This window comes from Klenkia soli (assembly GCF_900103975.1).
Taxonomy (GTDB): domain Bacteria; phylum Actinomycetota; class Actinomycetes; order Mycobacteriales; family Geodermatophilaceae; genus Klenkia; species Klenkia soli.
This window is the reverse complement of sequence record NZ_FNIR01000017.1, coordinates 47,557-70,092: the sequence shown is the minus strand read 5'-3', so window position 1 is coordinate 70,092 and position 22,536 is coordinate 47,557. Positions and strand designations below refer to the sequence as shown.

At 75.4% G+C, this 22,536-nt stretch carries 23 protein-coding genes and 1 riboswitch; of the genes, 11 read left to right on the top strand and 12 right to left on the bottom strand.

Going from position 1 to position 22,536, the window contains the following annotated elements; all coding sequences use genetic code 11:
- Positions 1 to 25 precede the first annotated feature (25 nt).
- The 3 genes from BLS67_RS21580 to BLS67_RS21570 all read right to left on the bottom strand — a co-directional run bounded on the left by BLS67_RS21580 (position 26) and on the right by BLS67_RS21570 (position 1,855).
- A complete protein-coding gene (locus tag BLS67_RS21580) occupies positions 26 to 778 on the bottom strand; it encodes a CbtA family protein (RefSeq protein ID WP_091249874.1) in 753 nt (250 codons plus the stop codon).
- Complete coding sequence (locus tag BLS67_RS21575; protein ID WP_091249871.1) at positions 778 to 981, bottom strand: CbtB-domain containing protein; 204 nt, start codon at positions 979 to 981, stop codon at positions 778 to 780. Before BLS67_RS21575 ends, BLS67_RS21580 begins: the two co-directional genes overlap by 1 nt.
- 24 nt (positions 982 to 1,005) lie before the next feature.
- Positions 1,006 to 1,119: riboswitch (cobalamin riboswitch) on the bottom strand.
- A gap of 40 nt (positions 1,120 to 1,159) precedes the next feature.
- Positions 1,160 to 1,855, bottom strand: coding sequence for a (2Fe-2S)-binding protein (locus tag BLS67_RS21570; RefSeq protein WP_091249868.1), 696 nt, complete (start codon positions 1,853 to 1,855; stop codon positions 1,160 to 1,162).
- Positions 1,856 to 1,939: 84 nt separating this feature from the next.
- On the opposite strand from BLS67_RS21570, the gene BLS67_RS21565 reads away from it, so the two are divergent.
- A complete protein-coding gene (locus BLS67_RS21565; RefSeq protein WP_091249864.1) occupies positions 1,940 to 2,701 on the top strand; it encodes an SDR family NAD(P)-dependent oxidoreductase in 762 nt (253 codons plus the stop codon).
- 35 nt (positions 2,702 to 2,736) lie between these two features.
- Positions 2,737 to 3,942 carry an amidohydrolase family protein gene (locus BLS67_RS21560; protein WP_242654265.1) on the top strand — a complete coding sequence of 402 codons (1,206 nt, stop codon included), beginning with the start codon at positions 2,737 to 2,739 and terminating at the stop codon, positions 3,940 to 3,942.
- On the opposite strand, the gene BLS67_RS21555 is transcribed toward BLS67_RS21560, so the two are convergent.
- On the bottom strand, positions 3,933 to 4,769 hold the full coding sequence (locus BLS67_RS21555; RefSeq protein ID WP_242654264.1) for a DUF998 domain-containing protein: 837 nt from the start codon (positions 4,767 to 4,769) through the stop codon (positions 3,933 to 3,935). The genes BLS67_RS21560 and BLS67_RS21555 overlap by 10 nt on opposite strands.
- A gap of 36 nt (positions 4,770 to 4,805) precedes the next feature.
- Between BLS67_RS21555 and BLS67_RS21550 the strand changes: the two genes are divergently transcribed.
- The 3 genes from BLS67_RS21550 to BLS67_RS21540 all read left to right on the top strand — a co-directional run bounded on the left by BLS67_RS21550 (position 4,806) and on the right by BLS67_RS21540 (position 6,782).
- Positions 4,806 to 5,189: a GntR family transcriptional regulator gene (locus tag BLS67_RS21550; RefSeq protein WP_091249860.1), complete on the top strand. Its 384-nt coding sequence runs from the start codon at positions 4,806 to 4,808 to the stop codon at positions 5,187 to 5,189.
- Positions 5,186 to 5,518: a YnfA family protein gene (locus BLS67_RS21545; RefSeq protein ID WP_091249857.1), complete on the top strand. Its 333-nt coding sequence runs from the start codon at positions 5,186 to 5,188 to the stop codon at positions 5,516 to 5,518. The genes BLS67_RS21550 and BLS67_RS21545 overlap by 4 nt, the downstream gene beginning before the upstream one ends.
- A gap of 121 nt (positions 5,519 to 5,639) precedes the next feature.
- Positions 5,640 to 6,782 carry a glutathione-independent formaldehyde dehydrogenase gene (locus tag BLS67_RS21540; RefSeq protein ID WP_091249855.1) on the top strand — a complete coding sequence of 381 codons (1,143 nt, stop codon included), beginning with the start codon at positions 5,640 to 5,642 and terminating at the stop codon, positions 6,780 to 6,782.
- On the opposite strand, the gene BLS67_RS21535 is transcribed toward BLS67_RS21540, so the two are convergent.
- The gene (locus BLS67_RS21535; protein ID WP_091249852.1) at positions 6,763 to 7,206 is read right to left on the bottom strand and encodes a hypothetical protein; all 444 of its coding nucleotides are present in this window, start codon (positions 7,204 to 7,206) and stop codon (positions 6,763 to 6,765) included. The genes BLS67_RS21540 and BLS67_RS21535 overlap by 20 nt on opposite strands.
- Positions 7,203 to 8,153: a WcbI family polysaccharide biosynthesis putative acetyltransferase gene (locus BLS67_RS21530; protein ID WP_091249849.1), complete on the bottom strand. Its 951-nt coding sequence runs from the start codon at positions 8,151 to 8,153 to the stop codon at positions 7,203 to 7,205. The genes BLS67_RS21535 and BLS67_RS21530 overlap by 4 nt, the downstream gene beginning before the upstream one ends.
- 78 nt (positions 8,154 to 8,231) lie before the next feature.
- Here BLS67_RS21530 and BLS67_RS21525 point away from each other — a divergent pair, with 78 nt between their 5' ends.
- Positions 8,232 to 9,461 (top strand): MFS transporter, encoded by a 1,230-nt coding sequence (locus BLS67_RS21525; protein WP_242654263.1) that lies wholly within the window; start codon positions 8,232 to 8,234, stop codon positions 9,459 to 9,461.
- Positions 9,462 to 9,588: 127 nt separating this feature from the next.
- Positions 9,589 to 10,107 carry a hypothetical protein gene (locus tag BLS67_RS21520; protein ID WP_131801817.1) on the top strand — a complete coding sequence of 173 codons (519 nt, stop codon included), beginning with the start codon at positions 9,589 to 9,591 and terminating at the stop codon, positions 10,105 to 10,107.
- On the opposite strand, the gene malQ is transcribed toward BLS67_RS21520, so the two are convergent.
- Entirely contained in the window at positions 10,098 to 11,945 is a 1,848-nt protein-coding gene (gene malQ, locus BLS67_RS21515) for a 4-alpha-glucanotransferase (RefSeq protein ID WP_242654262.1), read from the bottom strand. The genes BLS67_RS21520 and malQ overlap by 10 nt on opposite strands.
- A gap of 70 nt (positions 11,946 to 12,015) precedes the next feature.
- Here malQ and BLS67_RS21510 point away from each other — a divergent pair, with 70 nt between their 5' ends.
- Positions 12,016 to 12,687 carry a hypothetical protein gene (locus BLS67_RS21510; RefSeq protein ID WP_091249837.1) on the top strand — a complete coding sequence of 224 codons (672 nt, stop codon included), beginning with the start codon at positions 12,016 to 12,018 and terminating at the stop codon, positions 12,685 to 12,687.
- 15 nt (positions 12,688 to 12,702) lie between these two features.
- Here BLS67_RS21510 and BLS67_RS21505 read toward each other — a convergent pair whose 3' ends face one another.
- Genes BLS67_RS21505 through BLS67_RS21495 form a run of 3 tightly spaced genes read right to left on the bottom strand, consistent with a single transcriptional unit; the run spans position 12,703 to position 16,519 of the window.
- Positions 12,703 to 13,542 (bottom strand): HpcH/HpaI aldolase/citrate lyase family protein, encoded by an 840-nt coding sequence (locus tag BLS67_RS21505; protein ID WP_091249833.1) that lies wholly within the window; start codon positions 13,540 to 13,542, stop codon positions 12,703 to 12,705.
- Between the two features lie 31 nt (positions 13,543 to 13,573).
- Complete coding sequence (gene hrpB / locus BLS67_RS21500) at positions 13,574 to 16,012, bottom strand: ATP-dependent helicase HrpB (RefSeq protein WP_207500794.1); 2,439 nt, start codon at positions 16,010 to 16,012, stop codon at positions 13,574 to 13,576.
- Positions 16,013 to 16,039: 27 nt separating this feature from the next.
- A complete protein-coding gene (locus BLS67_RS21495) occupies positions 16,040 to 16,519 on the bottom strand; it encodes a hypothetical protein (protein ID WP_131801816.1) in 480 nt (159 codons plus the stop codon).
- 83 nt (positions 16,520 to 16,602) lie between these two features.
- On the opposite strand from BLS67_RS21495, the gene BLS67_RS21490 reads away from it, so the two are divergent.
- Positions 16,603 to 18,282, top strand: a complete 1,680-nt coding sequence (locus BLS67_RS21490; RefSeq protein WP_091249828.1) for an alpha-amylase family protein — start codon at positions 16,603 to 16,605, stop codon at positions 18,280 to 18,282.
- A complete protein-coding gene (locus tag BLS67_RS21485; protein ID WP_091249825.1) occupies positions 18,279 to 18,881 on the top strand; it encodes a helix-turn-helix domain-containing protein in 603 nt (200 codons plus the stop codon). Before BLS67_RS21490 ends, BLS67_RS21485 begins: the two co-directional genes overlap by 4 nt.
- Here BLS67_RS21485 and BLS67_RS21480 read toward each other — a convergent pair.
- Positions 18,826 to 19,515 (bottom strand): hypothetical protein, encoded by a 690-nt coding sequence (locus BLS67_RS21480; protein WP_091249822.1) that lies wholly within the window; start codon positions 19,513 to 19,515, stop codon positions 18,826 to 18,828. The two genes, BLS67_RS21485 and BLS67_RS21480, sit on opposite strands and share 56 nt — an antisense overlap.
- A gap of 85 nt (positions 19,516 to 19,600) precedes the next feature.
- Here BLS67_RS21480 and BLS67_RS21475 point away from each other — a divergent pair, with 85 nt between their 5' ends.
- Positions 19,601 to 20,161: an isochorismatase family protein gene (locus tag BLS67_RS21475; protein WP_091249819.1), complete on the top strand. Its 561-nt coding sequence runs from the start codon at positions 19,601 to 19,603 to the stop codon at positions 20,159 to 20,161.
- A gap of 265 nt (positions 20,162 to 20,426) precedes the next feature.
- Here the strand turns inward: BLS67_RS21475 and BLS67_RS21470 are convergent, their stop codons facing one another.
- Positions 20,427 to 22,334 (bottom strand): HNH endonuclease signature motif containing protein, encoded by a 1,908-nt coding sequence (locus BLS67_RS21470; RefSeq protein WP_091249817.1) that lies wholly within the window; start codon positions 22,332 to 22,334, stop codon positions 20,427 to 20,429.
- Between the last annotated feature and the right edge of the window lie 202 nt (positions 22,335 to 22,536).

Here is a 22,536-nt window from a genome sequence, read left to right as displayed (position 1 = left end):
GGAGCGGGCCGTTCGTCGTGGGTGGTCAGGCCCGGCGGGCCAGCTTGTCGACCAGGTAGCCGGCGGTGAGGCCCAGCGTCGTCCAGAGGACGGCCAGCTGGCCGAGGGAGGCCAACCGGAAGTCCCACACCACCGCGGCGGGGACGTCGGCGGAGATGCTGTCCGGGCTGTCCGGGACCAGCAGCACCATCGCGGTGACCAGGGCGACGGTGGCCAGCACGGCCGCCGTCGCCACCGCGGAGGGGTGCAGGCCGCGGGACCGCAGCGTGCCGACCAGGGCGCCGACCAGCAGCGCCGTGACCACCCCGGCCCCGAGCACGGCGATGTAGATCGCCGTGCGGGTGTCGATGGTGTCCGGGTCGCCGACCGCCGGCGGGTTGGCCGGGATCTTGATGGCCGGGAGGAGCGCGAAGACCGCGAACCCGATGGCGGCCAGGACGGCGACCCGCCCCACGTCGCTGCGCCCGGGCAGCCGGTGCCGCACGCCGGCGAACACCGCGGCGACGACGACGGAGAACACCACGGCGGCGATCACCGTGCCCAGGAACCCGCCGAGCAGCTGGGTGTGCCGGCTGAACAGCTCCTCGGAGTGCTCGTGGGACGCCGCGGTGCGGGCCTCCTCGAGCGCGAGGGCCGGGGTGATGGTCCGCTCGGTGACGACCATCGCCCAGATGCCGGAGGCGGCGCCGCCGGCCAGGCCGGCCAGGGCGAACCGGCCCAGCAGCGGACCGAACCGGGGGGCGGTCTGCTGCCGGGGTTCCTCGAGGGTGGCCGCCATCAGTGGCAGGGCATGCCCAGCGAGTGCCGGGCGTCGTGGAAGAACTCGTGGGCGACGTCGCCGGCCGAGGCCAGCACGGCGCCGTTGTCCTGGGCGACCAGGTACAGCGCGAAGAGGGCGAGCAGGGCCAGCGCCCACGCCCAGGCGGGCACCGCGATGCGGGGGACGGCGGTGCGGGTGGGGCTGTGCTGTGCGGAGGTCATCGGTGGGTTCCTTCCGGTCCATGCCTCGTGGGTGATGCCGCGGCCGGTGTCCGGCTCCCGGGGTGGACCCCGGTGACGGTGGCGAGGACCGCGCCGGACTCCCACCGGCTTCCCTGCACCGCAGCGCGGCGGACGCTACGGCGGGGTTCCCCGATCGGCCAAGGTCGCAGCTGCGCACCTATGCAGGTAGGGGGGCCGCGGGGCGCACCAGCACGCAGTCCGCGCAGGTGCCGGCGCCGGGCAGCCGCTGCACCAGGCAGCACGACCTGCGCACGAAGCTGCCGTCGGGCCGGCGTGCGCCCGTGCCGGCCAGCGGTCCCGCGGCGACGAGGGCGTCGACCAGGGCACGGGCCCCGGCGGCCAGGTCGGGCCGGGCGGCGGCCACGACGACGCCGGTGCCGTGCACGGCAGAGACCACGTTGCCGGTCAGCACCTGCCGGGACACCCCGGAGGCCGCGACGACGTCGGTGAACGGCTGCACCAGCGAGGCCAGCCAGTGCTCGGCCAGAGCGCCCGCGACGTCGTCCGGGGTCGGGACGGCGACCCCGCGGACGCCGGCCCACGCCATCGGCACCGGGTTCGACCCCGCCGGCTGCAGGCGCACCGAGGTCGGCACCGGGAGCACACCGGTCGCGAGCGCGGCACCGATCGCCGGGGACAGCACCCGGGCCACGACCCCGAGGTGCACCAGCGAGCGCACCACCCGCGGCTCGGCGTCCGGGCCGAGCACCGCGACGACGGCCCGGGTCCGCGCCGCCAGCAACCCGGGTGCGTCGGCCAGGTCGACCCCGCAGGGCCCGGCGTCGTCGTCCACCGCGCAGAAGGGCCCGAGGCGGGCGGCCGCAGCGAGGGCGGCGGCGACGTCGGCGGGCACGGGTCCAGCCTGCCAGCGCGCCGACCGGGGCCGGTGCGCGCAGGGTGGGGGAGTCCGTCGTCGACCCTCGTAGGGAGCACCCGCATGAGCAGCACCGTCGTCCGTCCGCTCGAGGGCCGGGTCGCCCTGGTCACCGGGGCCTCGTCCGGGATCGGCGAGGCCACCGCCCTGGCGCTGGCCGAGGCCGGCGCCGCGGTCGCCATCGGGGCCCGCCGGACCGACCGGCTGGCCGACCTCGCGCAGCGGCTGGAGGGGCAGGGCGCCCGGGTGCTGGTGCTCGACCTCGACGTCACCGACGAGCAGGCCTGCACCGACGCCGTGGCCCGCACCCGGGCCGAGCTGGGCGGGCTGGACGTCCTGGTGAACGACGCCGGGGTGATGCTGCTGGGCACGGTCGTCGGCGCCGACACCGAGGACTGGCGCCGCATGCTGCACACCAACGTGCTGGGCCTCATGTACATGACGCACGCCGCGGTCGAGGGCATGGTCGAGCAGGGGTCCGGCGACGTCGTCAACGTCTCCAGCGTGGCCGGCCGGCAGGCCCGCAAGGGCGCCGGTGTCTACAACGCCAGCAAGTGGGCGGTGAACGCCTTCAGCGAGTCCCTCCGCCAGGAGGTCACCACGAGGGGTGTGCGGATCGGTCTGGTGGAGCCCGGCGCCGTGGCGACCGAGCTGACCGACCACATCACCCAGCCCGAGGCGAAGGCCGCGTCGAAGAAGATGGCCGCCGAGATGACGCCGCTGCAGGCCGACGACATCGCCCGCGCGGTGGTCTACATGGTCAGCCAGCCCCGGCACGTGGCGGTGAACGAGATCCTGGTCCGCCCCACCGACCAGGAGCGGTGACCCCGCCGTCACACGCGTGCGGTAGGAGTGCGGTCATGGCCGACCTGCTGGTGACCGATGCCCGCCTCCGCGACGGCCGGGTGGTCGACGTGCACGTGGTGGACGGGCGGGTGGCCGCGCTGGCCCCGGTCGGGTCGCTGGCCCGACCCGACGGCGTCCCCGTGGTCGCCGCCGACGGCGGTCTGGTCACCGAGCCGTGCGTCGACGGCCACCTGCACCTGGACAAGGTGCGCACCCTGCCGCTGGCCGGCGAGGCGGCGCTGGCGGCCTACACCGCCGAGGGCATGGCGGAGTCGGCGGTGAGCATCGACCTGGCCAGCGCCGTGAAGGAGCACTGGTCGGTCGACCTGCTGCTGCCCGGCATCCGCGAGGTGCTGCAGCTGGGGGTCGAGCACGGTGTGCTGCACGTGCAGGCCTTCGTGGACGTCGACTCCGCCGCCGGGCTGATCGGCATGGAGGCGGTGCTCACCGCCCGCGCCGAGGTCGCGGGGGTCGTGGACGTCTCGGTGGTGGCCTTCCCGCAGGACGGCGTGCTGCGCGACCCCGGGACGGCGGAGCTGGTCGAGGCGGCGCTGGACCTGGGCGCCGACGTGGTGGGCGGCATCCCGTGGATCGAGGACGGCGAGGCCGACCAGCGGGCGCACGTCGAGTGGGCCTGCGCACTGGCCGCCCGGCGCGGCCTGCGGGTGGCCATGCTGACCGACGACGCCCCGGACCCGGCCTACCGCACCACCGGGATGCTGGCGCAGGCGATGGTCGAGCACGGGCTGGTCGGCCGCGGGGTCGCCTGCCACGCCCGCGCGCTGGGCGGCTACGACGACGCGGCCCTGGTCGAGGTGGTCGGCCAGGCCCGGGCGGCCGGGCTCGGCTTCGTCAGCGACCCGCACACCGGGGGCCGTGCACTTCCGGTGCGCCGGCTCCTGGCCGAGGGGCTACCGGTCGGGCTGGGCCAGGACGACGTCGAGGACGCCTACTACCCCTTCGGCCGGCACAACCTGCTCGAGGTGGCGTTCCTGGCCGCCCACCTGCTGGAGATGCGGTCGGCGGCCGACCTGGAGGCGCTGGTCGACCTGGTCACCACCGGCGCGGCCCGGGTGCTGGGCCTGTCCGGGTTCGGCCTGCGCGAGGGCGGTCCGGGTGACCTCCTGGTGCACGACGCGGCGCGCACCGTCGACCTGCTGGCCCGGCACGCCGCGCCCCGGGCCGTGGTGCGGGCCGGGCAGGTGGTCGCTCAGCGCTGACGGGGGGTCTTCCAGGCGGCCTCCTCGTCGAAGGGTTCGTCCGGCTCGTCGTCGTCGCCACCGTCGGCCTGCTTGCGGGCGTGGGCCTCCAGCGCCTCGTCCCGCTCGCGGGCGCGGTCGAAGGCCTCGGCTCGCTCCAGCTCGCGGCGCTGCCGCTTCGTCAGCGGCGCGTCCGCACCCTCGGGGAGGGCGACCTGCCAGTCGTCGCCCTGCCGGACCAGCAGGACGGCGGCCACGGCGAGCCCGATCGGCAGCACGTACGCGCCCAGCCGCTCCATGCCGCCGTAGCCGAGGAACTGGGTGACGCCGGTGCCGAAGAAGACCGTGCCGATGACGCCGACCAGACCGAGCAGGGCCAGCACCGTGCCGACGGCCTCGGAGCGCGGACGCACGGAGTAGGCCAGCGCGATGAGCCCCAGGCCGCTGCCCAGCAGGTAGAGGATCGCGCCGACGGTGTGCGTGGCGCCGCCGTCGTCGGAGGGGAAGAGGCCGACCAGCACCGTGCCGACCGCGGCGGCCGAGAGCAGCACCAGCGCCAGCCGCCCGCCCAACCCGACCAGCGCCGGGAACAGCAGCGCGGCGCCGACGGCGATCAGCACGCCCTGCGCGACGAACGAGGTGTTCATCAGACCGGCCGCGGGGGACAGCGCGGTGCCCAGGTCGCTGATCGCCTGGTCGACCCGGCTGTAGCCGCCGAACCGGGCGATGCTGACCGCCTCCAGCACGAAGAACTGCAGCGTGAGCAGCCAGGCCACCCCGCCGGCCAGGTAGCGGGTGCGGCTCAGGGAGGTGGGGGCGGTGCCCGTGGGGTCGTCGCTGTCGCTCACGGGGACCCATGGTCCCAGCCCGGCAGACTGGTGCGCATGACCGGTGCGGTGACCTTGGCGATCTCGGTGGACGTCGGCAACGGCACCCCGCCCTACGAGCAGCTCCGCGAGCAGATCGCCGGGTTGGTGCACGCCGGTGACCTGGTGGAGGGCGACCGGCTGCCCACCGTCCGCGGGCTGGCCGAGCAGCTCGGGGTCGCGCCGGGGACGGTCGCCCGGGCCTACGCCGAGCTCGAGACCGACGAGCTGGTCGAGGGCCGCGGTCGGGCCGGCACCGTCGTCACCGGCGGGTCGGGCGACCCGGCCCGGGCCCGGCTGCGCTCGGCGGCCAACCGGCTGGTCGCCGCCGCCCGCGTCGACGGGCTGGACGACGACACGGTGCTGGCCGTCGTGCACGCGGCGCTCACCGACGCCCGGTGACCGCCCGCTCGATCGCGCTGTTCGTGCTGGCCGCGGTGCTCGAGATCGGTGGCGCCTGGCTGGTCTGGCAGGGGCTGCGGGAGCACCGCGGCTGGCTCTGGGTCGGCCTGGGGGTGGTCGCCCTCGGCCTGTACGGCGTGGTCGCCGCGCAGCAGCCCGACGCGTCCTTCGGCCGGGTGCTGGCCGCCTACGGCGGGGTGTTCATCGTCGGGTCGCTGGTGTGGGCGGCGGTGGCCGACGGGTTCCGCCCCGACCGGTGGGACGTCGCGGGCGCCCTCGTCTGCCTGGTCGGCGTCGCGCTGATCATGTACGCCCCCCGCCCGGGCTGAACCGGAGGGTTGGGACCCCCCGGGTGGCGGGCAGTCCTGTTGTGCACCACATGCGCCGGGAGCCATGCCACCAGGCGCGGTCTCCCGGGCGCTCCCACGCACCAGCCCCAGGAGGACACCCATGCGCGCACTCGTCTACAAGGGCCCCCGCGACGTCGCGGTCGAGCAGGTCCCCGACGCCGCCGTCGAGCAGCCCACCGACGCCGTCATCCGGGTCACCGCCACCAACATCTGCGGATCGGACCTGCACATGTACGAGGGCCGGACCGACCTGGAGACCGGCATGGTCATCGGCCACGAGAACCTCGGCGAGGTCGTCGAGGTGGGCTCGGGCGTGACCAAGCTCAGCATCGGCGACCGGGTCGTGCTGCCGTTCAACATCGGCTGCGGCTTCTGCGAGAACTGCGAGCAGGGCCGCACCGGCTTCTGCCTCACCGTGAACCCCGGTGTCGCCGGCGGCGCCTACGGCTTCGCCGGGATGGGCGGGTACAGCGGTGGCCAGGCCGAGTACCTCCGCGTGCCGTTCGCCGACTTCAACGCCCTCCAGCTCCCCGAGGACAGCGTGGAGAAGGAGAACGACTACGTGATGCTGGCCGACATCTTCCCGACCGGCTGGCACGGCACGCGGCTGGCGAAGGTCGCCCCCGGTGACTCCGTCACGGTGTACGGCGGCGGCCCGGTCGGCCTGATGGCCGGCTACTCGGCCGTGCTGCAGGGCGCCAGCGAGGTCTACGTGATCGACCACCTGAGCGAGCGCCTGGCGCTGGCCGAGAAGTTCGGCGCGATCGGCATCGACTCCTCGAAGGGCGACCCGATCGAGCAGATCAAGGACGCCACGAAGGGTCGCGGCACCGACCGCGGCGTGGAGGCCATCGGCTACCAGGCGCACGACAGCCAGGGCAACGAGCGGCCCAACATGACGATGAACGGTCTGGTCGAGATCGTGAAGGCCACCGGGACCATCGGTGTCGTCGGCCTGTTCCTGCCCGAGGACCCGGGTGCCTCCGACGAGCTGGCCAAGAAGGGCCAGCTGGCCTTCGACTACGGCAAGTTCTGGTTCAAGGGCCAGACGGTCGGCAACGGCCAAGCCAACGTGAAGAACTACAACCGCGCGCTGGCCCGGTTGATCCACACCGACCGGGCGAAGCCCTCGATGCTGGTCAGCCACAACCTGGGTCTGGACGCCGCACCCGACGCGTACCGGCACTTCGACGCCCGGGACGACGGCTGGACCAAGGTCGTGCTCAACCCGACCCAGGGCTGACCGCTGCGCTGGGCGACAGGTCCCGCACCGCCCGCCACTGCGCGGGCGACAGCCAGGACGGGTTGCTGCCGGCGGGCATGCGCAGCACCTCGGCGTCCCGGGCCACCGGGTCGGCGAGCAGCGCCCCGCGGGGCAGCGGCGGCTCCCGCCGCACCCAGCGCACGACCACGACGGGACCGTCGTCGGAGGCCTCCACAGCTCCGGTGACGGTCCCGGTCGCGTGCACCCCGGGGTCGGCCCGGCCGCTGCACCACAGCAGGACCGGGTCGCCGACCGAGATCAGCCCCAGCCGGTAGGACGGCCGGACGCACCGGGTCAGATCCACCGCGGTGCCCGGCGCCCAGCCCGGAGCCACGAGGTCGGGCAACCGGGCGGACTTGAGCACCCAGCAGCCGACGTCGGCCCGCGTGAGCCGCGCGGTCACAGCCCCAGGGCCGCCGTCCGGTCGGCGTACTTCTCGACCGCGCGGCGGGCGACCTCGGGCTGCTCCGCGTAGAGCGCGAGCTGGGCCGCCGCGACCTCGGCCCACGGGGTGTCCCGGCCGGCCAGCGACCACCGCGGCCGGGCGGCGGCCGGGTCGAGGTCCAGCGCGGTGAGGACGGCGGCCTCCAGCGGTGCCTGCGACCCGCCCAGCATCTGGTGGTCGGGGACGGCAGGGTCCCCGGACCAGGCCAGCGTGGTGAGCACCCCGACGCCGACCTCGCGCAGCGTGGCGTTGGCCGGGTGGTTCACCGTCCACATCGCCTCCGCCCCGCCGGCGACCACCGCGTCGGTGGTGTCGACGTCCAGGTGGGTGTTGCGGCGCCGCAGCTCGGCCTGCGAGCGGGCGGCGAGGTCCCGGACGGCGTCGGCGGCAGGCTGGAGCTCCTCGATCCGGGCCACCGCGCGGTCGACGTCCCACCCCCGGACGGCGGCGTCCAGCAGCCGCAGGTCGTGGTAGTCGGTCAGCGGGGCGTCCACCCGCCCGTCGGCGTCGTGGGCGTGCACCTGCCAGGGGAAGAGGCCCTCGTAGTAGGTGGTCGGCACCCGGACCACCCGGGCGTCGGCCGGCAGCAGGGCGACCAGCTGCTCGCTGCCGCAGCCGGGCACCCGGTACTCGTCCTTCACCGGCTGGGTCACGAGCACCCCGGCCACGGCCATCAGCGCGTGCAGCCGGCCGACCTCGGCCTCGTCCATCTCGAACACCGGCGGCAGCCGGACGAACTCCACCCCGTGCGCCTCGCCGGCCGGGGCGACCATCCGGCGGATCGACTCGGCCTGGCAGTTGCCCCAGACGAAGCCGACGCTGCCGGGTTCGACGGTGGCCGCGTCGAGCTCGTGCCAGCGGCGGAGGTGCTCGGGGACCGCGGCCTCGACCTGGTTGTCCGTCATGCCCCCAGCATCCGCGGGGGACGTGAGATGGGCGACCCCGGCTGGCCCCGACCGGGCTGCCGGGCGCAGGGTGGGGTCGTGCTGCCGACCGTCGTGGACCTGCCCGAGGGCCACCGGGCCGGCGACGCGGGCCTGCGCCGGGCGTCGGTGTCGGTGTTCCTGGCCGGCCTCGCCACGTTCGCGATGCTCTACGAGCCGCAGGCGCTGCTGCCCGAGCTCACCCGGGCCTTCGACGTCACCCCGGCCGGGTCGACGCTGGCCATCTCGGTGTCCACCGTGGCGCTGGCGGTCGGCCTGCTCGTGCTGGGACCGCTGTCCGACCGGCGCGGGCGCACCGGGATCCTGCAGCTGAGCCTGGCCGCATCCGCCGTGCTGGCCGTGGGCATCGCGCTGGCCCCCACCTGGCCGGTGCTGCTGGTGCTGCGTGGGGCCCAGGGGTTCGCCCTGGCCGGGCTGTCGGCGGTCGCGGTGGCCTACCTGCGCGAGGAGCTGCACCCGTCGGTGACCTCGCGTGCGGTCGGGCTGTTCATCGCCGGCAACGCGATCGGCGGGCTGACCGGCCGGCTGCTGGGCGGGTTCCTCACCGACCTCGGCGGCTGGCGGGTCGCCCTGGGCGGGGTCGCCGTGCTGGGCGTGGCGTGCGCGGTCGCCGTCCGGGTCCTGCTGCCACCACCACGTCGGTTCCGGCCGGTGGACCGGTCGGCCCCGCTGCTGCGCTCGCTGGGCAGTGCCTTCACCGACCCGGCGCTGCTCGCCCTGTACGCGTTCGCGGCGTTCCTCATGGCCGCCTTCGTCGCGGTCTACAACGCCGGGACGTTCCGGTTGGAGTCCCCGCCCTACGACCTCACCCCGGCGCTGGCGTCGTTGGTGTTCCTGGCCTACCTGCTCGGCTCGGCGAGCTCGCCGACCGCCGGGTGGCTGGCCGACCGGTCGAGCCGGCGGCTCGTCGTCCCCCTGTCGGTCGTGGTGATGGTCGCCGGGCTGGGCCTGACGACGCTGGCGCCGCTGTGGTGCTTCGTCCTCGGGCTGTGCGTGCTGACCGTCGGCTTCTTCGCCGCCCACGCCGTCGCCAGCGGATGGGTGGCCGCACGCGCGGCGCTGGGCGGCCGACCGGTGGGGCAGGCGGCCTCGCTGTACTCGTTCTGGTACTACGTCGGGTCCTCAGTCGGCGGCACCCTCGCCGGGCAGGCCTGGCAGGGCGCCGGGTGGACCGCGGTGGCGATGCTGTCGGGGGGCCTGTGCCTGGCCGCGCTGGTGCTCACCCTGGTGCTCGGGCGGACCCGGTCGTTGGACCCGGCCCGCCGCTGAGCCGACGTATCAGCCGGCTGTGGGTGGCTGTCACGGGCCTGTGAGGGGCCCTGATCCGGTGGAGCGGCGGGGGCCGCGGGCCGATGGCGTGGGTGTCCGCACCACCGCACCCCTGGAGGAACACCTCGTGAGCAGCATCAGCGCCCTGTCGTCCACCTCGGCCGCGTGGGCCACCGCCCAGACCCAACGCCCGTCCGGCCCGCCCCCCGGCGGCGGTGGCCCGGAGAAGACCAACGCCGCCGTGGCCGACCTGCTGGGCATCGACGCCGACACCCTGAAGACCCAGCTGGCCGGCGGGAAGACCATGTCCGAGCTGGCCGAGGCGGCCGGCGTCGACGAGGACGACCTGGTCGCCACCATCCAGGCCACGCTGCCCACCGATGCACCCAGCGCCATGGCCACCGACATCGCCAGCGGGAAGATCGGCCCCGGCGGTCCGGCCGGCGGCCCGCCGCCCAAGCCGCCGGTGGACGCGCAGAGCGGCATCCAGGCCCTCTCGGACGCCTTCGGCATCTCCTCCGACGACCTGCTGGCCCGCCTCACTGACGGCACCGGCATCCAGGACCTGCTGGACGCCAACCCGCAGGTAGCCGCGCAGCTGTCGTCGAACCAGAGCAGGGGCGCCCTGGTCGACGGCTACGCCTGAGCCCGTCCCCCGAGCGCGCGGGCGACCGACCGCACCCCGGCGTGCCCGGCCAGCTGGTCGACCGGTACGGGTAGCGGCAGGCACCAGTTGGGCCGCTGCATCGCACCGGGCACGTTCGGCCGGCGCTCGACGCCGAGGGCGTCGTCGAGCGTCGCCGACAGCAGCGTGCAGGGGGCGGTGGCGAGCAGCCGGTGCGCCCGCTCGACCGCCTTCGGCACGCCCATCCGCTTCGTGGGGCCGTCGGGGTGGCCGGTCAGGTGCGCCAGCAGCTGCTGGCGGTCCTGAGCCAGCTGCGGCTGCTCGCCGGTGCCCAGCTCGACCTGCTCGGCGACGTCGGAGCCGGTCCACAGGCCTGCCACGGTCGGCAGGTCGTGCGTGGTGATCGCACCCATCGAGGCGGCCGGCCAGTCGGCGGGGGCGTCGTCCTCGAACCACAGCAGGCGGTAGGACAGCACGCCGTGCTCGGCCATGGCCTCGCGGACGCCGTCCTCGACCGTGCCGAGGTCCTCGCCGACCACGACCGCCTGCGCGCGGTGGCTCTCCAGCGCGACGATGCCCAGCAGGTCCTCCGCCGGGTAGCGCACGTAGGCACCCTTCGTCGGGTCGCCGCCGGGGACCCACCACAGCCGGAACAGCCCCATCACGTGGTCGATGCGCAGACCGCCGGCGCCGGCCATCGTGGCCCGGATGGACTCGACGAACGGCGCGTAGTCCGCCGCGCGCAGCCGCCAGGGCACCAGCGGCGGCGAGCCCCAGTCCTGCCCCGCGGCGTTGAAGGCGTCCGGGGGAGCGCCCACGCTGACCCCGCCCTGGGCCAGCACGTCCTGCCAGGCCCACGCGTCGGCGCCGCCGCCGGAGACGCCGATCGGGAGGTCCTGGATGACGGTCAGGTCACCGGTGGCGGCGGCCAGCTGCTGGTCCAGCAGCCATTGCAGCCAGGCGTGGAAGGCCACCTGCGGCTCGTGCTCGTGCGACCAGGTGCGGACGGCGTCGGAGCGCGGGTCGCGCAGGTCGGCCGGCCAGTCGGACCAGTTCGCGCCGTGCTCGTCGGCGATCGCGGACCAGTTCGCCCAGTCCTGCAGCTGCTGCCCGGAGTGCCACCACCAGTCGCGGAACCCCTCGGGGTGCGGGTCGGCGTCGAACGTGCGCTGCAGGACGGCGCGCTTGAGCACCCAGATCGCGTCCCGGTCGACCAGCTCGGCCCCGTTGAGCTCGGCCACCCGGGCCCGGTCGGCATCGGTGAGCTGCACGCCCGGGACGTCGTCGAGCCGCAGGTAGACCGGGTTGCGGAAGCGGCGGGTGGCCGGCAGGTACGGGCTGTCCTCCTGCTCGGGGCCGGGGCCGACCGCGTGCAGCGGGTTGACCAGCACGAACCCCGCGCCCTGGGACTCGGCCAGCTCGCGGACCGTGCGCAGGTCGGCCAGGTCGCCGATCCCGGCCGACCCGGTGCCGCGGGCGGCGTAGAGCTGCACCGCCCAGCCCCAGCTGCGCTCGGCGGGCAGCCAGCAGCGGCCGGGGTGCACCACCAGCAGCCGGTCGCGGCCGTCGGGGGTGCGCAGTCGGTGGTAGCCCAGCGGGGTGTCCTCGGGCAGTTCGCCGTCGACGTCCAGGCTGGTGCCGTCCTCGCACACCACCAGCGCGCGGTCGACCTCGAGGGCGTCACCGGGCATCGCGACGATCGGGGCGGTCTCGTCCAGGTCGGCCGGCGGTTCGCCGACGACCTCGCGCAACCGGTCGATCGTGGCCTGCTCGACGGTGTGCTCGGTGTCGAGGGCGTCGAGCCAGGTGGCGTCGATGCCCCAGCGGTCGGTGACGGGTGCTGCCGGTTCGCGGGTCACCACCCCATCCTCGGGGCTGCCGGTCGGCTGCGCCGCGCGGCGGGCCCGTCCCCGGGGTGTGATGACGGGCATGACGAGCTGGTTGCTGTGCCACCCGCCGCTGCTCAGCGCGGCGGTCCTGCGCCCGCTGGCCCGCGCCCTGCGGGCCCGGGGCGACCAGGTCGCCGTCCCGGACCTGCGGCACACCGTCGAGACCGGGCCGGGGTGGTGGTCGGCCTACACCGCGGAGGCCCACGGGTACTGCTCGGCGTTCGACGGCGCGGCGCCGGTCGACGCCGTCCTGGGGTACTCCGGTGCGGGCGTCGTCCTGCCGCAGGTGGCGGCCGCGGTGGGGGCGTCGCGTGTGGTGTGGGTGGACGCGGTCGTGCCGGCCGCCACCGGGGTGACGCTCCCGTCGGTCGGGCTGCGGACGGCGGTCGCGGCGCTCGCCCGGGACGGCCGGATCGCGCCGTGGCCGACCTGGTGGGGGCCCGACGCGATGGCCGACCTGGTGCCCGACGACGCGCTGCGGGCCGAGATCACCGCCGAGGCGCCGTCCCTGCCGCTGGACCTCTACGACGAGCCGGTGCCGGTGCCCGAGGTGTGGCCGCACGACGACGTCACCTTCGTGCACCTCTCGCGGGCCTACGACGCCGACGCCGAGGAGGCCGGCCGGCGGGGCTGGCGGGTGGTCGGCGACGGCGCCGGCCTGCACACCGACGTCGCCACCGACCCCGCCGCGGTGCTGGAGCTGCTGCGCTGAGCTGCGGGACCCGTCTCAGGCGGGCTGGATGCCCAGCGCTGTGGCCAGCGTGGTGATCTTGCGGGCCCGGCCCAGGCGGGGCAGGTCGCTGCCGTCGCGGATGACCTGGCCGCGGGCGTCGAAGTCGGCCAGGAAGTCGGTGGCCCACGCGACGTCGGAGGGCGTGGGGCTGATGACCTCGTTGATGACCGGCAGCTGCTCGACGTCCAGGCAGAGCTTGCCGGTCAGCCCGAGGGACACGGTGACGCCGGTGGCCTCGCGCAGCACGCCGTGGCTGGAGCCGACGGTCGGGCCGTCGATCGGGCCGGGCAGCCCGCCGATGCGGCTGCCCACGACCAGGCGGGAGCGCGGGTAGGCCATGGCGAGGTCGTCGGCGGCGGTGCCGGTGTCGCGGCGGTAGTCGCCGGACCCGAAGGCCAGCCGGAACGCACCGCGGGCCGAGGCGATGCGCACGGCCTCCTCGATGCCCAGCGCGGACTCGACCAGCGCCAGCACCCGGGTGGACCCGCCGAGGCGGTCGTAGGTCTCGGTGACGTGCTCGGCGGCCTCGGTCTTGGCCAGCATCACGCCGGCCAGGCCCGGCAGGCCGGCCAGGGCGGTGACGTCGTCGGCCCAGAACGGGGTCGAGTGGTCGTTGATGCGCACCCACGCCGGGCGGTCGCGCTCGGCGGAGAGGTACTCCACGACCGAGGCGCGTGCCTGCGGCTTCGCCTTGGGGTCGACGGCGTCCTCGATGTCGAGGATGACCTGGTCGGCCCGCGAGGCCAGCTTCTCGTCGAACTCCGCGTGGTCGCGGGCGCCGTTGACCAGCAGCCAGGAGCGGGAGATGTCGGCGTCCACGTGTCGTCTCTGCACGCGGCGATCATCCTCGTAGGACCGGTGTCACTCAGGGCCGGGGCCTGGCCCGGCGGGTGGGCACGGCCCGGGCCGGGTCCTCGGGCCAGGGGTGCTTGGGGTACCGCCCCTTGAGCTCGCTGCGCACCGCGGGGTAGCCGGTGGTCCAGAACCCACCCAGGTCACCCGTGGTGGCCACGACGCGGCGGGCCGGCGACAGCAGCTCCAGCCGCAGCGGGCGACCGGCGACCACCGGGGTGTCGGCCCAGCCGAACGCCTCCTGCACCCGCATCGACGCCGTCGGGCTCTCCGGGTTGGCGTAGTCGACCCGGTGGCCGGTGCCGCCGGGCACCACCACCTTCTCGGGGACGACGTCCTCGAGCGTGCCGGCGACCTGCCACGGCACCAGGGCCCGCAGCGCGGCGACGACGTCCAGCCGGCGCAGGTCGGCGCGGCTGCGGGCGGCACGCACCTGCGGGGTGGCGCCGAGGGCGGAGCGCAGCGCTGCGTCGTCCACCGCGGGCCAGGGCTCGCCGAGCCCCGCGTGGGCGGCGGCCAGCCGCTCGCGCAGCGACGTGGCGGCCGGGCTCCACCGCAGCAGCGCGAGGCCCTCGGCGCGCAGTCCCTCGGCCACCGCGGCGGCGACCAGGTCGGGGTCGGGGTCCGGCAACGGCCGCTCGGTCAGCACGATCGCGCCGAGCCGCTCGACCCGGGCGGCCCGCACGTCGCCGTCCCGCCAGACGACCTCCGGGCCGTCGGTGTGCTCGCCGATCTCGAGGGCGGTCGCCTGGTCCACGGCGACGGCCAGCCGCACCCGGGCGTCGCGGCGGCCCGGGGCCCGGTCGGCGGCGGCGACCGCGATCCACCCGGCGCCGGCCAGCGCGGTGCCCGGGGGGAGCTCGGCGCCGGTGCCGGCCGCCAGCAGGTAGGTGCGCTCGGTGCGCGGCCGGCGCCGGGCCAGCCACTCCGGGTGCGCCAGCGCCGTGACGAGCCCGGCGGCGGTGTCGTCGGGGACGTCGGTGCGGCGGGAGTCGGGGACGGCGCGCTCGAGCCGGGCGACCTCGTCGCGCCAGGGCCCGTGCCCCTGCCGGGCCTCGCGGAGGGCGGCGACCAGGTCGTCCGAGCGCGGGCTGCTGTCGGTCGAGAGCAGCGCGACCACCTCGGCGGCCCGCCGGCGGCCGACCAGGGGGGCGCCGTCGAGCAGCGCGCGGGCCAGGCGGGGGTGGGCTCCCACGGAGGACAGCCGGCGGCCGCGGTCGGTGACCCGCCCGTGCTCGTCGACGGCCCCCAGGGTGCGCAGGGTCTGCCCGGCGACGGTCATCGCGGCCGCGGGCGGCGGGTCCAGCAGTGCCAGCCCGACCCCGCCCCGCGCGCCCCAGGAGGCCAGCTCGAGGGCGACCTGGGTGAGGTCGGCGGTGGCCATCTCCGGCTCGGGGGCAGCCGGCCGGCGGGCATGCTCGGCCTCGGACCACAACCGGTAGACCCGGCCCGGGCCCTCGCGCCCGGCCCGGCCGGCCCGCTGGGTGGCCGCGGCCTGGGAGGCCGGCACGGTGACCAGGGCGCCCAGCCCGCGGGACAGGTCGACCCGCGGGGTGCGGGCCAGGCCGGCGTCGACGACCACCCGGACACCGGGCACGGTCAGGCTGGACTCGGCGACGTCGGTGGCCAGCACCACCCGCCGCCGCGGGCCGGGGGTGAGAGCGGCGTCCTGCTCGGCCGCGGGCAGCCGGCCGTGCAGCGGACGGACGTCGACGTCCAGCCCGCCCAGCCGGCGCTGCACCCCGCCGATCTCCGCCGCGCCTGGCAGGAACACCAGCACGTCGTGGGCGGTCTCGGCCAGCGCCCGCCGCACGGTGTCGGCGACGGCGTCCAGCAGCCGGGGGTCGACCCGGGTGCCCAGGGGTGGCTGCACGGGCGGGGTCGGCGGGCACCACAGGACCCCGACGTCGAACAGCGCCCCGGTGGCCTCGACCACGGGGGCCCCGCCGAGCAGGGCGGCCAGCCGGTCGGCCTGGGCGGTCGCGGACATCGCCAGCAGCTGCAGCTCGGGCCGCAGGGTGGCCCGGACGTCGAGGGCGAACGCCAGGGCCAGGTCGGTGTCGGTCTGCCGCTCGTGCACCTCGTCGAGCACCACGGCGTCGACGCCGGGCAGCTCCGGGTCGGCCTGCAGCCGGCGCAGCAGCAACCCCGTCGTCACCACCTCGACCCGGGTGGCCGCCGAGCGCCGGGACTCCCCGCGCACGCTGAACCCGACCCGCTGCCCGACCGGCTCGCCGAGCAGCGATGCCATCCGCCGGGCCGCGGCTCGGGCGGCCACCCGGCGCGGCTCGGCGACCAGCACGGTGCCGGTCGCGGCGAGGGCCAGCGGCACCAGCGTGGTCTTCCCGGTGCCCGGGGGAGCGACCAGCACGGCGCTGCCGTGGTCGGCCAGGGCGGCCAGCAGCTCGGGCAGCACCGCGCGCACGGGCAGGTCGACGTCGGCGGGCAGCACGCACCCAGTCTGCCAGGGCCGGGTGCGTCAGGGGCCGGACGCCAGGACCTCGGCGACCCCGCCCAGCACGCTGGCCCGGCCGGGGCGCAGGACGTGGGCGAACAACGCGGTGGCCAGCTCGTCGTCGGGGGTGTGCGGCGCACGCACCTCGATCGCCGGGCCGGGCGCCGACCGCAGCAGCGTGGACAGCCAGGCGCCGTCCCGCAGCACCCGGGCCCGCCGCCCGGTGCGGTGCTGCAGCACGTAGGAGACCCCGCCCAGGGTGAGCAGACCCCGGGTGCGGGCCCGGCGGGTGCCCCACCAGCGGGTGCCGTTGCGCAGCGGCGTGGTCGACCCGTCGGGCAGGTGCACGGTCAGGGTCTGCCGCGCCGCGGCCGTCGTCCGTCGGCGGCGCAGGCCGGAGACCCGGGCGCGCTGCACGCCGGCGCCGTCGGTGACGTCGAGCCAGCCGGGCTCGCCCGGCGCGGGCGTGCTGGTCCAGCCGCGGAGGGGGAGGTAGCCGGGCACGTGGGCAGCCTCCCGCACACCCAGGTCGCCGGAGCGGCGGGTACCCGATAGACACAGGCCATGACCGACCCGGACCTGCACGCGTGAGGGTCAGCGACACCGCGGACCTGTGGTGGAAGAACGCCGTCCTGTACTGCCTGGACGTCGAGACCTACATGGACTGGGACGACGACGGCACCGGCGACTTCCCCGGGCTGGTGCAGCGGCTGGACCACCTGGTCGACCTGGGCGTCACCTGCCTGTGGCTGATGCCCTTCTACCCGACCGCCGAGCGGGACGACGGGTACGACATCACCGACTTCTACGGCGTCGACCCGCGGCTGGGCACCCACGGCGACGTGGTCGAGCTGATCCGCACCGCGCACGACCGCGGGCTGCGGGTGATCGTCGACCTGGTGGTCAACCACACCTCCGACCAGCACCCGTGGTTCAAGGAGTCGCGGAGGTCCACCGACAACCCGTACCGCGACTGGTACGTCTGGCGCTCGGACACCCCGCCGGACACCAGCGACCAGGTCGTGTTCCCCGACCAGGAGGACTCGATCTGGGAGCTGGACGAGAAGACCGGCGAGTACTACCTGCACCAGTTCTACAAGACCCAGCCCGACCTGAACGTCACGAACCCGCTGGTCCGCGACGAGATCGCCAAGATCGTCGGGTTCTGGACCCAGCTGGGCATCGACGGCTTCCGCATGGACGCCGTCCCGTTCCTGCTGGACACCGCCGGCACCTCGACGGCCGAGGCCGACCGCCTGCCCGACCCGCACGCCTACCTGCGCGACATCCGGGCGTTCCTGGACCGGCGGACCAACGGCGGGATCCTGCTCGGCGAGGTCAACCTGCCCTTCGACGAGCAGCTGGAGTTCTACGGCGGCACCGACGGCGACGAGCTGACGATGCAGTTCGACTTCATCGGGATGCAGGCGACCTACCTGTCGCTGGCCCGCGGCGACGCCGGTCCGCTGGCGCGTGCGCTGACCGGTCGGCCGGCCACGGCGCCGGAGTCGCAGTGGGCGACGTTCGTGCGCAACCACGACGAGCTGACGCTGGACAAGCTGACCGAGGACGAGCGGCAGGAGGTCTTCGCCGCCTTCGGCCCCGAGCCCGAGATGCAGATCTACGACCGCGGCCTGATCCGCCGGCTGCCCCCGATGCTCGGCGGCGACCCCCGACGGATCCGGCTGGTCTACAGCCTGCTGTTCTCGCTGCCCGGCACCCCGACGATCTTCTACGGCGAGGAGATCGGCATGGGGGAGCAGCTGTCGGTGGGCAGCCGGCTCGCCGTGCGCACGCCCATGCAGTGGACGTCGGGGACCAACGGCGGCTTCTCCCGGGCCCGTGCCTCGAGGCTGCCCGGCCCCGTGGTCACCGGTGGCTACGGGCCGGAGTTCGTCAACGTCGCCGACCAGCGCAAGGACCCGGACTCGCTGCTGACGTTCTTCCGGCTGCTGATCGCGCGCCGGAAGGAGTGCCCCGAGCTCGGGTGGGGGTCCTTCGAGGTGCTGGACCAGCCGCACACCGCCGTCCTGGCGCACCTGTGCTCGTGGGACGACGGGGCGCTGCTCGCGCTGCACAACCTGGGGGCCGAGCCCGTGGTCGTGCCGGTGGCGCTCGACGGGTGCGGCGCCGAGCACCTGCTGGCCGACCTGCTGGTGGAGGGCACCACGGCGCTGGACGAGCGAGGCCGCGCCGAGGTGCCGCTGGAGGGGTACGGGTTCCGCTGGTTGCGGGTGGTGGCACCGGGGACGCGGAGGTTGCTGTGAGTCGAGGAGTCGACACGTCGACCGACTCGTCGGTGCTCGCCGGGGTGGGGCCCCGGCTGAGGGCGCTGCGCCAGCGGCGGGACCTCACGCTGACCGCGCTGTCGGCCACCACCGGGATCTCGGTGAGCACGCTGTCGCGGCTGGAGTCCGGCGGGCGCAAGCCGACCCTGGAGCTGCTGCTGCCGATCGCGCGGGCCCACGGGGTGCCACTGGACGAGCTGGTCGGCGCGCCGCCGGTGGGCGACCCGCGGGTGCGGGCCACGCCGGTGCAGATGCACGGCATGACGATGTGGCCGCTGTCGACCCAGCCCGGCGGGCTGCAGGCCTACAAGCTGCTGCTGCCCGCCGGGGGCGAGCGGGGTGAGCCCGACCAGAAGACCCACGAGGGCTACGACTGGCTCTACGTGCTCGCCGGTCGCCTGCGCCTCGTGCTGGCCGAGCACGACCTGGTGCTGGGGCGGGGTGAGGCGGCGGAGTTCGACACCCGCACCCCGCACTGGTTCGGCAGCGCCGACGGCCACCCGGTCGAGCTGCTGGCGCTGTTCAGCAAGCAGGGGGAGCGGATGCACCTGCGGGCCCGTCCGAAGGGCTCTGCCTGACCCAGATCCGCAGCGGCCCGAGCGGGACCATGCCGGCCGCGCACGCGGCCACCAGCTCGTCCCCGTGCTCGTAGCCGGTCACGTCGGCGCCGGCGTGCATCGCCAGCAGGTCGGCCCAGGGGTCGTCGCCGGCGACGTTCGTCAGCCCCACGGCGCCCCGCCACCGGTTCGCCGTGGCCCCCGCCACCAGCCGACCGGCCCGGCGCCGGGCGAGGACGGCGACCTCCGGTGCGTCCAGCAGCGCGACGGGCAGCGACTCCGGCAGACCCGCCGCGACGCTCCAGGCCCCGAGCTCGGCGGGGGTCGTCACGGTGCCCCACCCGGTGGGTGCTGCCGCCGGCTCGCCTGCCGCCGCCCGGCCGATCCACGTCGCCTCGAGCAGCATCCGGAACCCGCTCGACGTGAGGTCGACGTCCGCCCAGCTGTCCTTCACCGAGCAGACCGGACGGTCCCGCAGTGCCGCGGCCACGTCCGTGGCGGACACCAGCGGCCGGAGGGTGACCAGGTCGGGGAAGAACGGGGGAGGGTCCGGCGGTGCCAGCCAGCACCCCGGGTGGGGCTCGGTGCCGGGGCCGCCGGACACCCGCGCGCACCACGCCACGTTGGCCCCGACGGCGTCCTCGAGCAGGGTCACCCGGTCACCGTGCCACCTCGGCCCGGTCGGTGTCGGTGGGTGGTGGCAGGCTCGGGGCCGTCCGTCCGTGCCGTGGAGGTTGCCCGTGCCCGTCTCGTCGTTGGACCCCGCCAGCACTGCGCTCGTGCTCGTGGACCTGCAGCGGGGGGTGGTGAGCCGGGACGTCGGACCGCACCCGGCGGACACGGTGCTGGAGAACGCGGTGCAGCTGGCCGAGGCCTTCCGGGCGGTGTCGGCGCCGGTGGTGCTGGTGCGGGTCGAGGCCCGCGAGGGGACCGCGCCGCCGACGGACGCGGATGTGCAGCGGCGCGCCGGCGGGCCCGCCCTGGGCGAGGTCGTCGACGAGCTGCGGCCGCTGGGCGACGTCCTGGTGGTGAAGCGCGGGTGGGACGCCTTCCACGAGACCGACCTGGACGCCGAGCTGCGGAAGCGGTCCGTGGAGACCGTGCTGCTGGCCGGTCTGGCCACCAACATGGGGATCGAGTCCACCGCGCGGTCGGCGTACGAGCACGGCTACGCGGTCGTCGTGGCCGAGGACGCCACCAGCAGTGTGGACGCGGTCATGCACGAGTTCGCCGTGGCCCGCGTCTTCCCGCTGATCGCCCGGGTCACCACCACCGTCGCCGCCATCGCCGCCCTGGGCTGAGCACCCGCCCGGCCTCCCCGTCGCCGGGCACGGCATCGATCACCGCGCAGCGATCTGGTCGGGTCCTGCGGTGACCGAACCGCTCTGCGGTGACCGAGCCCCCTGCGATTGCCGACTCCACCCAGTGGCGCCCGGACCCGGACGACCGCTCCGTCCTGCGCGAGCTCCCCGTGGCGGTCGCCGGCTCGTCGCGCGATGAGTCGCAGTGCGACAACCACGTCGCGTCACCCGGATCGGCACGCGATCGTCCGCGCGCTGGTTCGGCTCAGAAGGGCGGCGGCTCGTCGTCCTGGACCGCCGTCGGCCCGTCGGCAACCGGCGCCTGGTTCGCGGCAGCTCCCGGCGAGGGCTCCCGGCCCCCGGCAGGTCGGCTCCCGTCGGCGCGGCGGGCGAGGGCTGCGTCGAGCTCGGCCTCGATGTCTGCGGCCAGCCGTGCTCGTTCGACTGCGGCCGTTCGCCTTGCGGCGCGTTGTTCAGGTGTGGGGGTGCGGTAGCGCTTCGGGGTGGGGCCTAGGAGGTCGGTGAGGGTGTCGAGGTGGCCCCGTGTCGACATGTCGGCCTCGGCGATGCATGCGGGCTTGGTGGTGCGGGTGCGTCCGCCGGGTGGGGTGACGTGCAGGGTGCCGTCGGGGTCGATGGCGAAGTGCCAGCCGGGGGCGTGGGTCTTGAGCCGGTGGTGTCGTCGGCACAGGCAGACCAGGTTGGTGACGCAGGTTCGTCCGCCGGCGGTGGGGTTGTCGTGGTCGTAGGCGGTGACGTGGTCGAGGTCGACGTACTCGGCGGGCCGGTGGCAGCCAGGGAACCGGCAGTGCTGGTCGCGGGCCTTGACGAAGCGGACCTGGTCGGCGCTGGGGCTGTACCGGTCAACCGCCGGTGGCGGGCCCAACCCGGTGCCGCGGCGAACCGCGGCGCGGGCCTGGGCCGGTGAGGTGAGCGCCTGCAGCCGGCCGGTGGCGTCGGTGATCTCGAACCACACCTGCCCGCCGTCGACCCACCCGCGAGGTCCGGTGACCAGCAGCGCCTCGTAGCGGGCCAGCAGCTCGGCGACCGCCACCGGGGACACCGTCAGCCCACCGATGGACCCGATCCCCGACCCGGCACCGGGCGCTGACACCGGCAGGTCGTCGGCCGGCGGGTCCACGGTGGCTGCGGCGGTGGTCGTCGGGTCGTCCCGTGGATTCGCCACCGGGCCGAGGTGGTCCAGGTCGGCCAGGTCCACGCGCATTCGTAGCTGCCCGCGGGCAGCTGCGACGTCATCGGGCAAGGGCTGCCAGGGGCGGGTGATCAGCTGGTGGTGGGCGGCGACCCGGAGCTGACCCATCGGGCGCTTGTCCCCGCCCTTGCGCATGCTCGCGGCCAGGGCGTCGATGACCTCGAGCTGCTCGGCGACGTCGGCGGCATCAGCGTGGTCGGTGCGCAGCGAGGCCAGGCCGTCGCCCTGGCTCAGGCTGGTGACGTTCTGCCGGCGCTTGCGGCGCTCGGCACGGCGGTCGGCCTCGGCCGGGTCGGCGGCGATGACGGCACCGGCGATCCGGTCGGTGAGCGGCGTGGGGCCGATGCCCTCGCCGATCCACCCGAGACCCTGGGCGGCGATGGCGTCGACCACGTCGTCGGGCAGACCGCCACCGGCGGACTGCTTGCGGTCGGCCAGGGCATCGACGAGCACCTGGGCGCGGCGGACGTCGATCCGGCCGTCGGCCAGCGCCACCCACACCGCTGGCAGCTGCTCGAACAGCGCCCGCTGCTTGGCCACCAACGTCGACGCCGACCCCACGCTGATGCCCAGCACGACCGCGACCTCGTCAGCCACCCAGTCGTCGGGACGATCCGGGTCGGCCGGGTCGTCGTCGCGGGCACCGGGCAGCACCGTCTGCGCCGGCTGCAGCTCGGCCAGCCGGGAGATGGCGGCGGCCTGCAGGGCATGCAATTCGGCCTGGGCCTCGGCCACGTCAGCCAACACCGCCTGCACCCCCGCCCGGGTCGTGGCAGAGGTGACCAGCAGCTCGGACAACCGCATCGGCCGGTGCACCACATCCAGCGGCAGACCAGCCGCGACCTGCGCGGCCCGCTCGGCCTCCAGCACCGCAGCCTTCGCCGCAGCCGAGGCGAACACCTCCACCTGGGCGATGCCCAGCGACAACCCGAACCGGGTGCCCACCACCGCCTGCTGCACGTCACCCTCCCGACCGTCGTGTTCGAATGTGTGTTCGAAGTCTACCGGAACGGGTCGCTGTCGGCGAGGTGAATGCACAGGTCAGCGGGTTGTCCACAGATCAGCTGCGGGTCTTGACCATGTTCGCCTTGCAAGGAAAGAAGTCGCGACTCCCGTGGCAGCGGTCTGCCGGGCCAGGAGACGAGCGACGAATTCGGTGGCC

Excerpts from the sequence above, each read along its gene's own strand:
- BLS67_RS21580 (WP_091249874.1), bottom strand. The coding sequence starts at position 778 with ATGGCGGCCACCCTCGAGGAACCCCGGCAGCAGACCGCCCCCCGGTTC.
- BLS67_RS21575 (WP_091249871.1), bottom strand. The coding sequence starts at position 981 with ATGACCTCCGCACAGCACAGCCCCACCCGCACCGCCGTCCCCCGCATC.
- BLS67_RS21565 (WP_091249864.1), top strand. The coding sequence starts at position 1,940 with ATGAGCAGCACCGTCGTCCGTCCGCTCGAGGGCCGGGTCGCCCTGGTC.
- BLS67_RS21560 (WP_242654265.1), top strand. The coding sequence starts at position 2,737 with ATGGCCGACCTGCTGGTGACCGATGCCCGCCTCCGCGACGGCCGGGTG.
- BLS67_RS21550 (WP_091249860.1), top strand. The coding sequence starts at position 4,806 with ATGACCGGTGCGGTGACCTTGGCGATCTCGGTGGACGTCGGCAACGGC.
- BLS67_RS21540 (WP_091249855.1), top strand. The coding sequence starts at position 5,640 with ATGCGCGCACTCGTCTACAAGGGCCCCCGCGACGTCGCGGTCGAGCAG.
- BLS67_RS21530 (WP_091249849.1), bottom strand. The coding sequence starts at position 8,153 with ATGACGGACAACCAGGTCGAGGCCGCGGTCCCCGAGCACCTCCGCCGC.
- BLS67_RS21510 (WP_091249837.1), top strand. The coding sequence starts at position 12,016 with ATGACGAGCTGGTTGCTGTGCCACCCGCCGCTGCTCAGCGCGGCGGTC.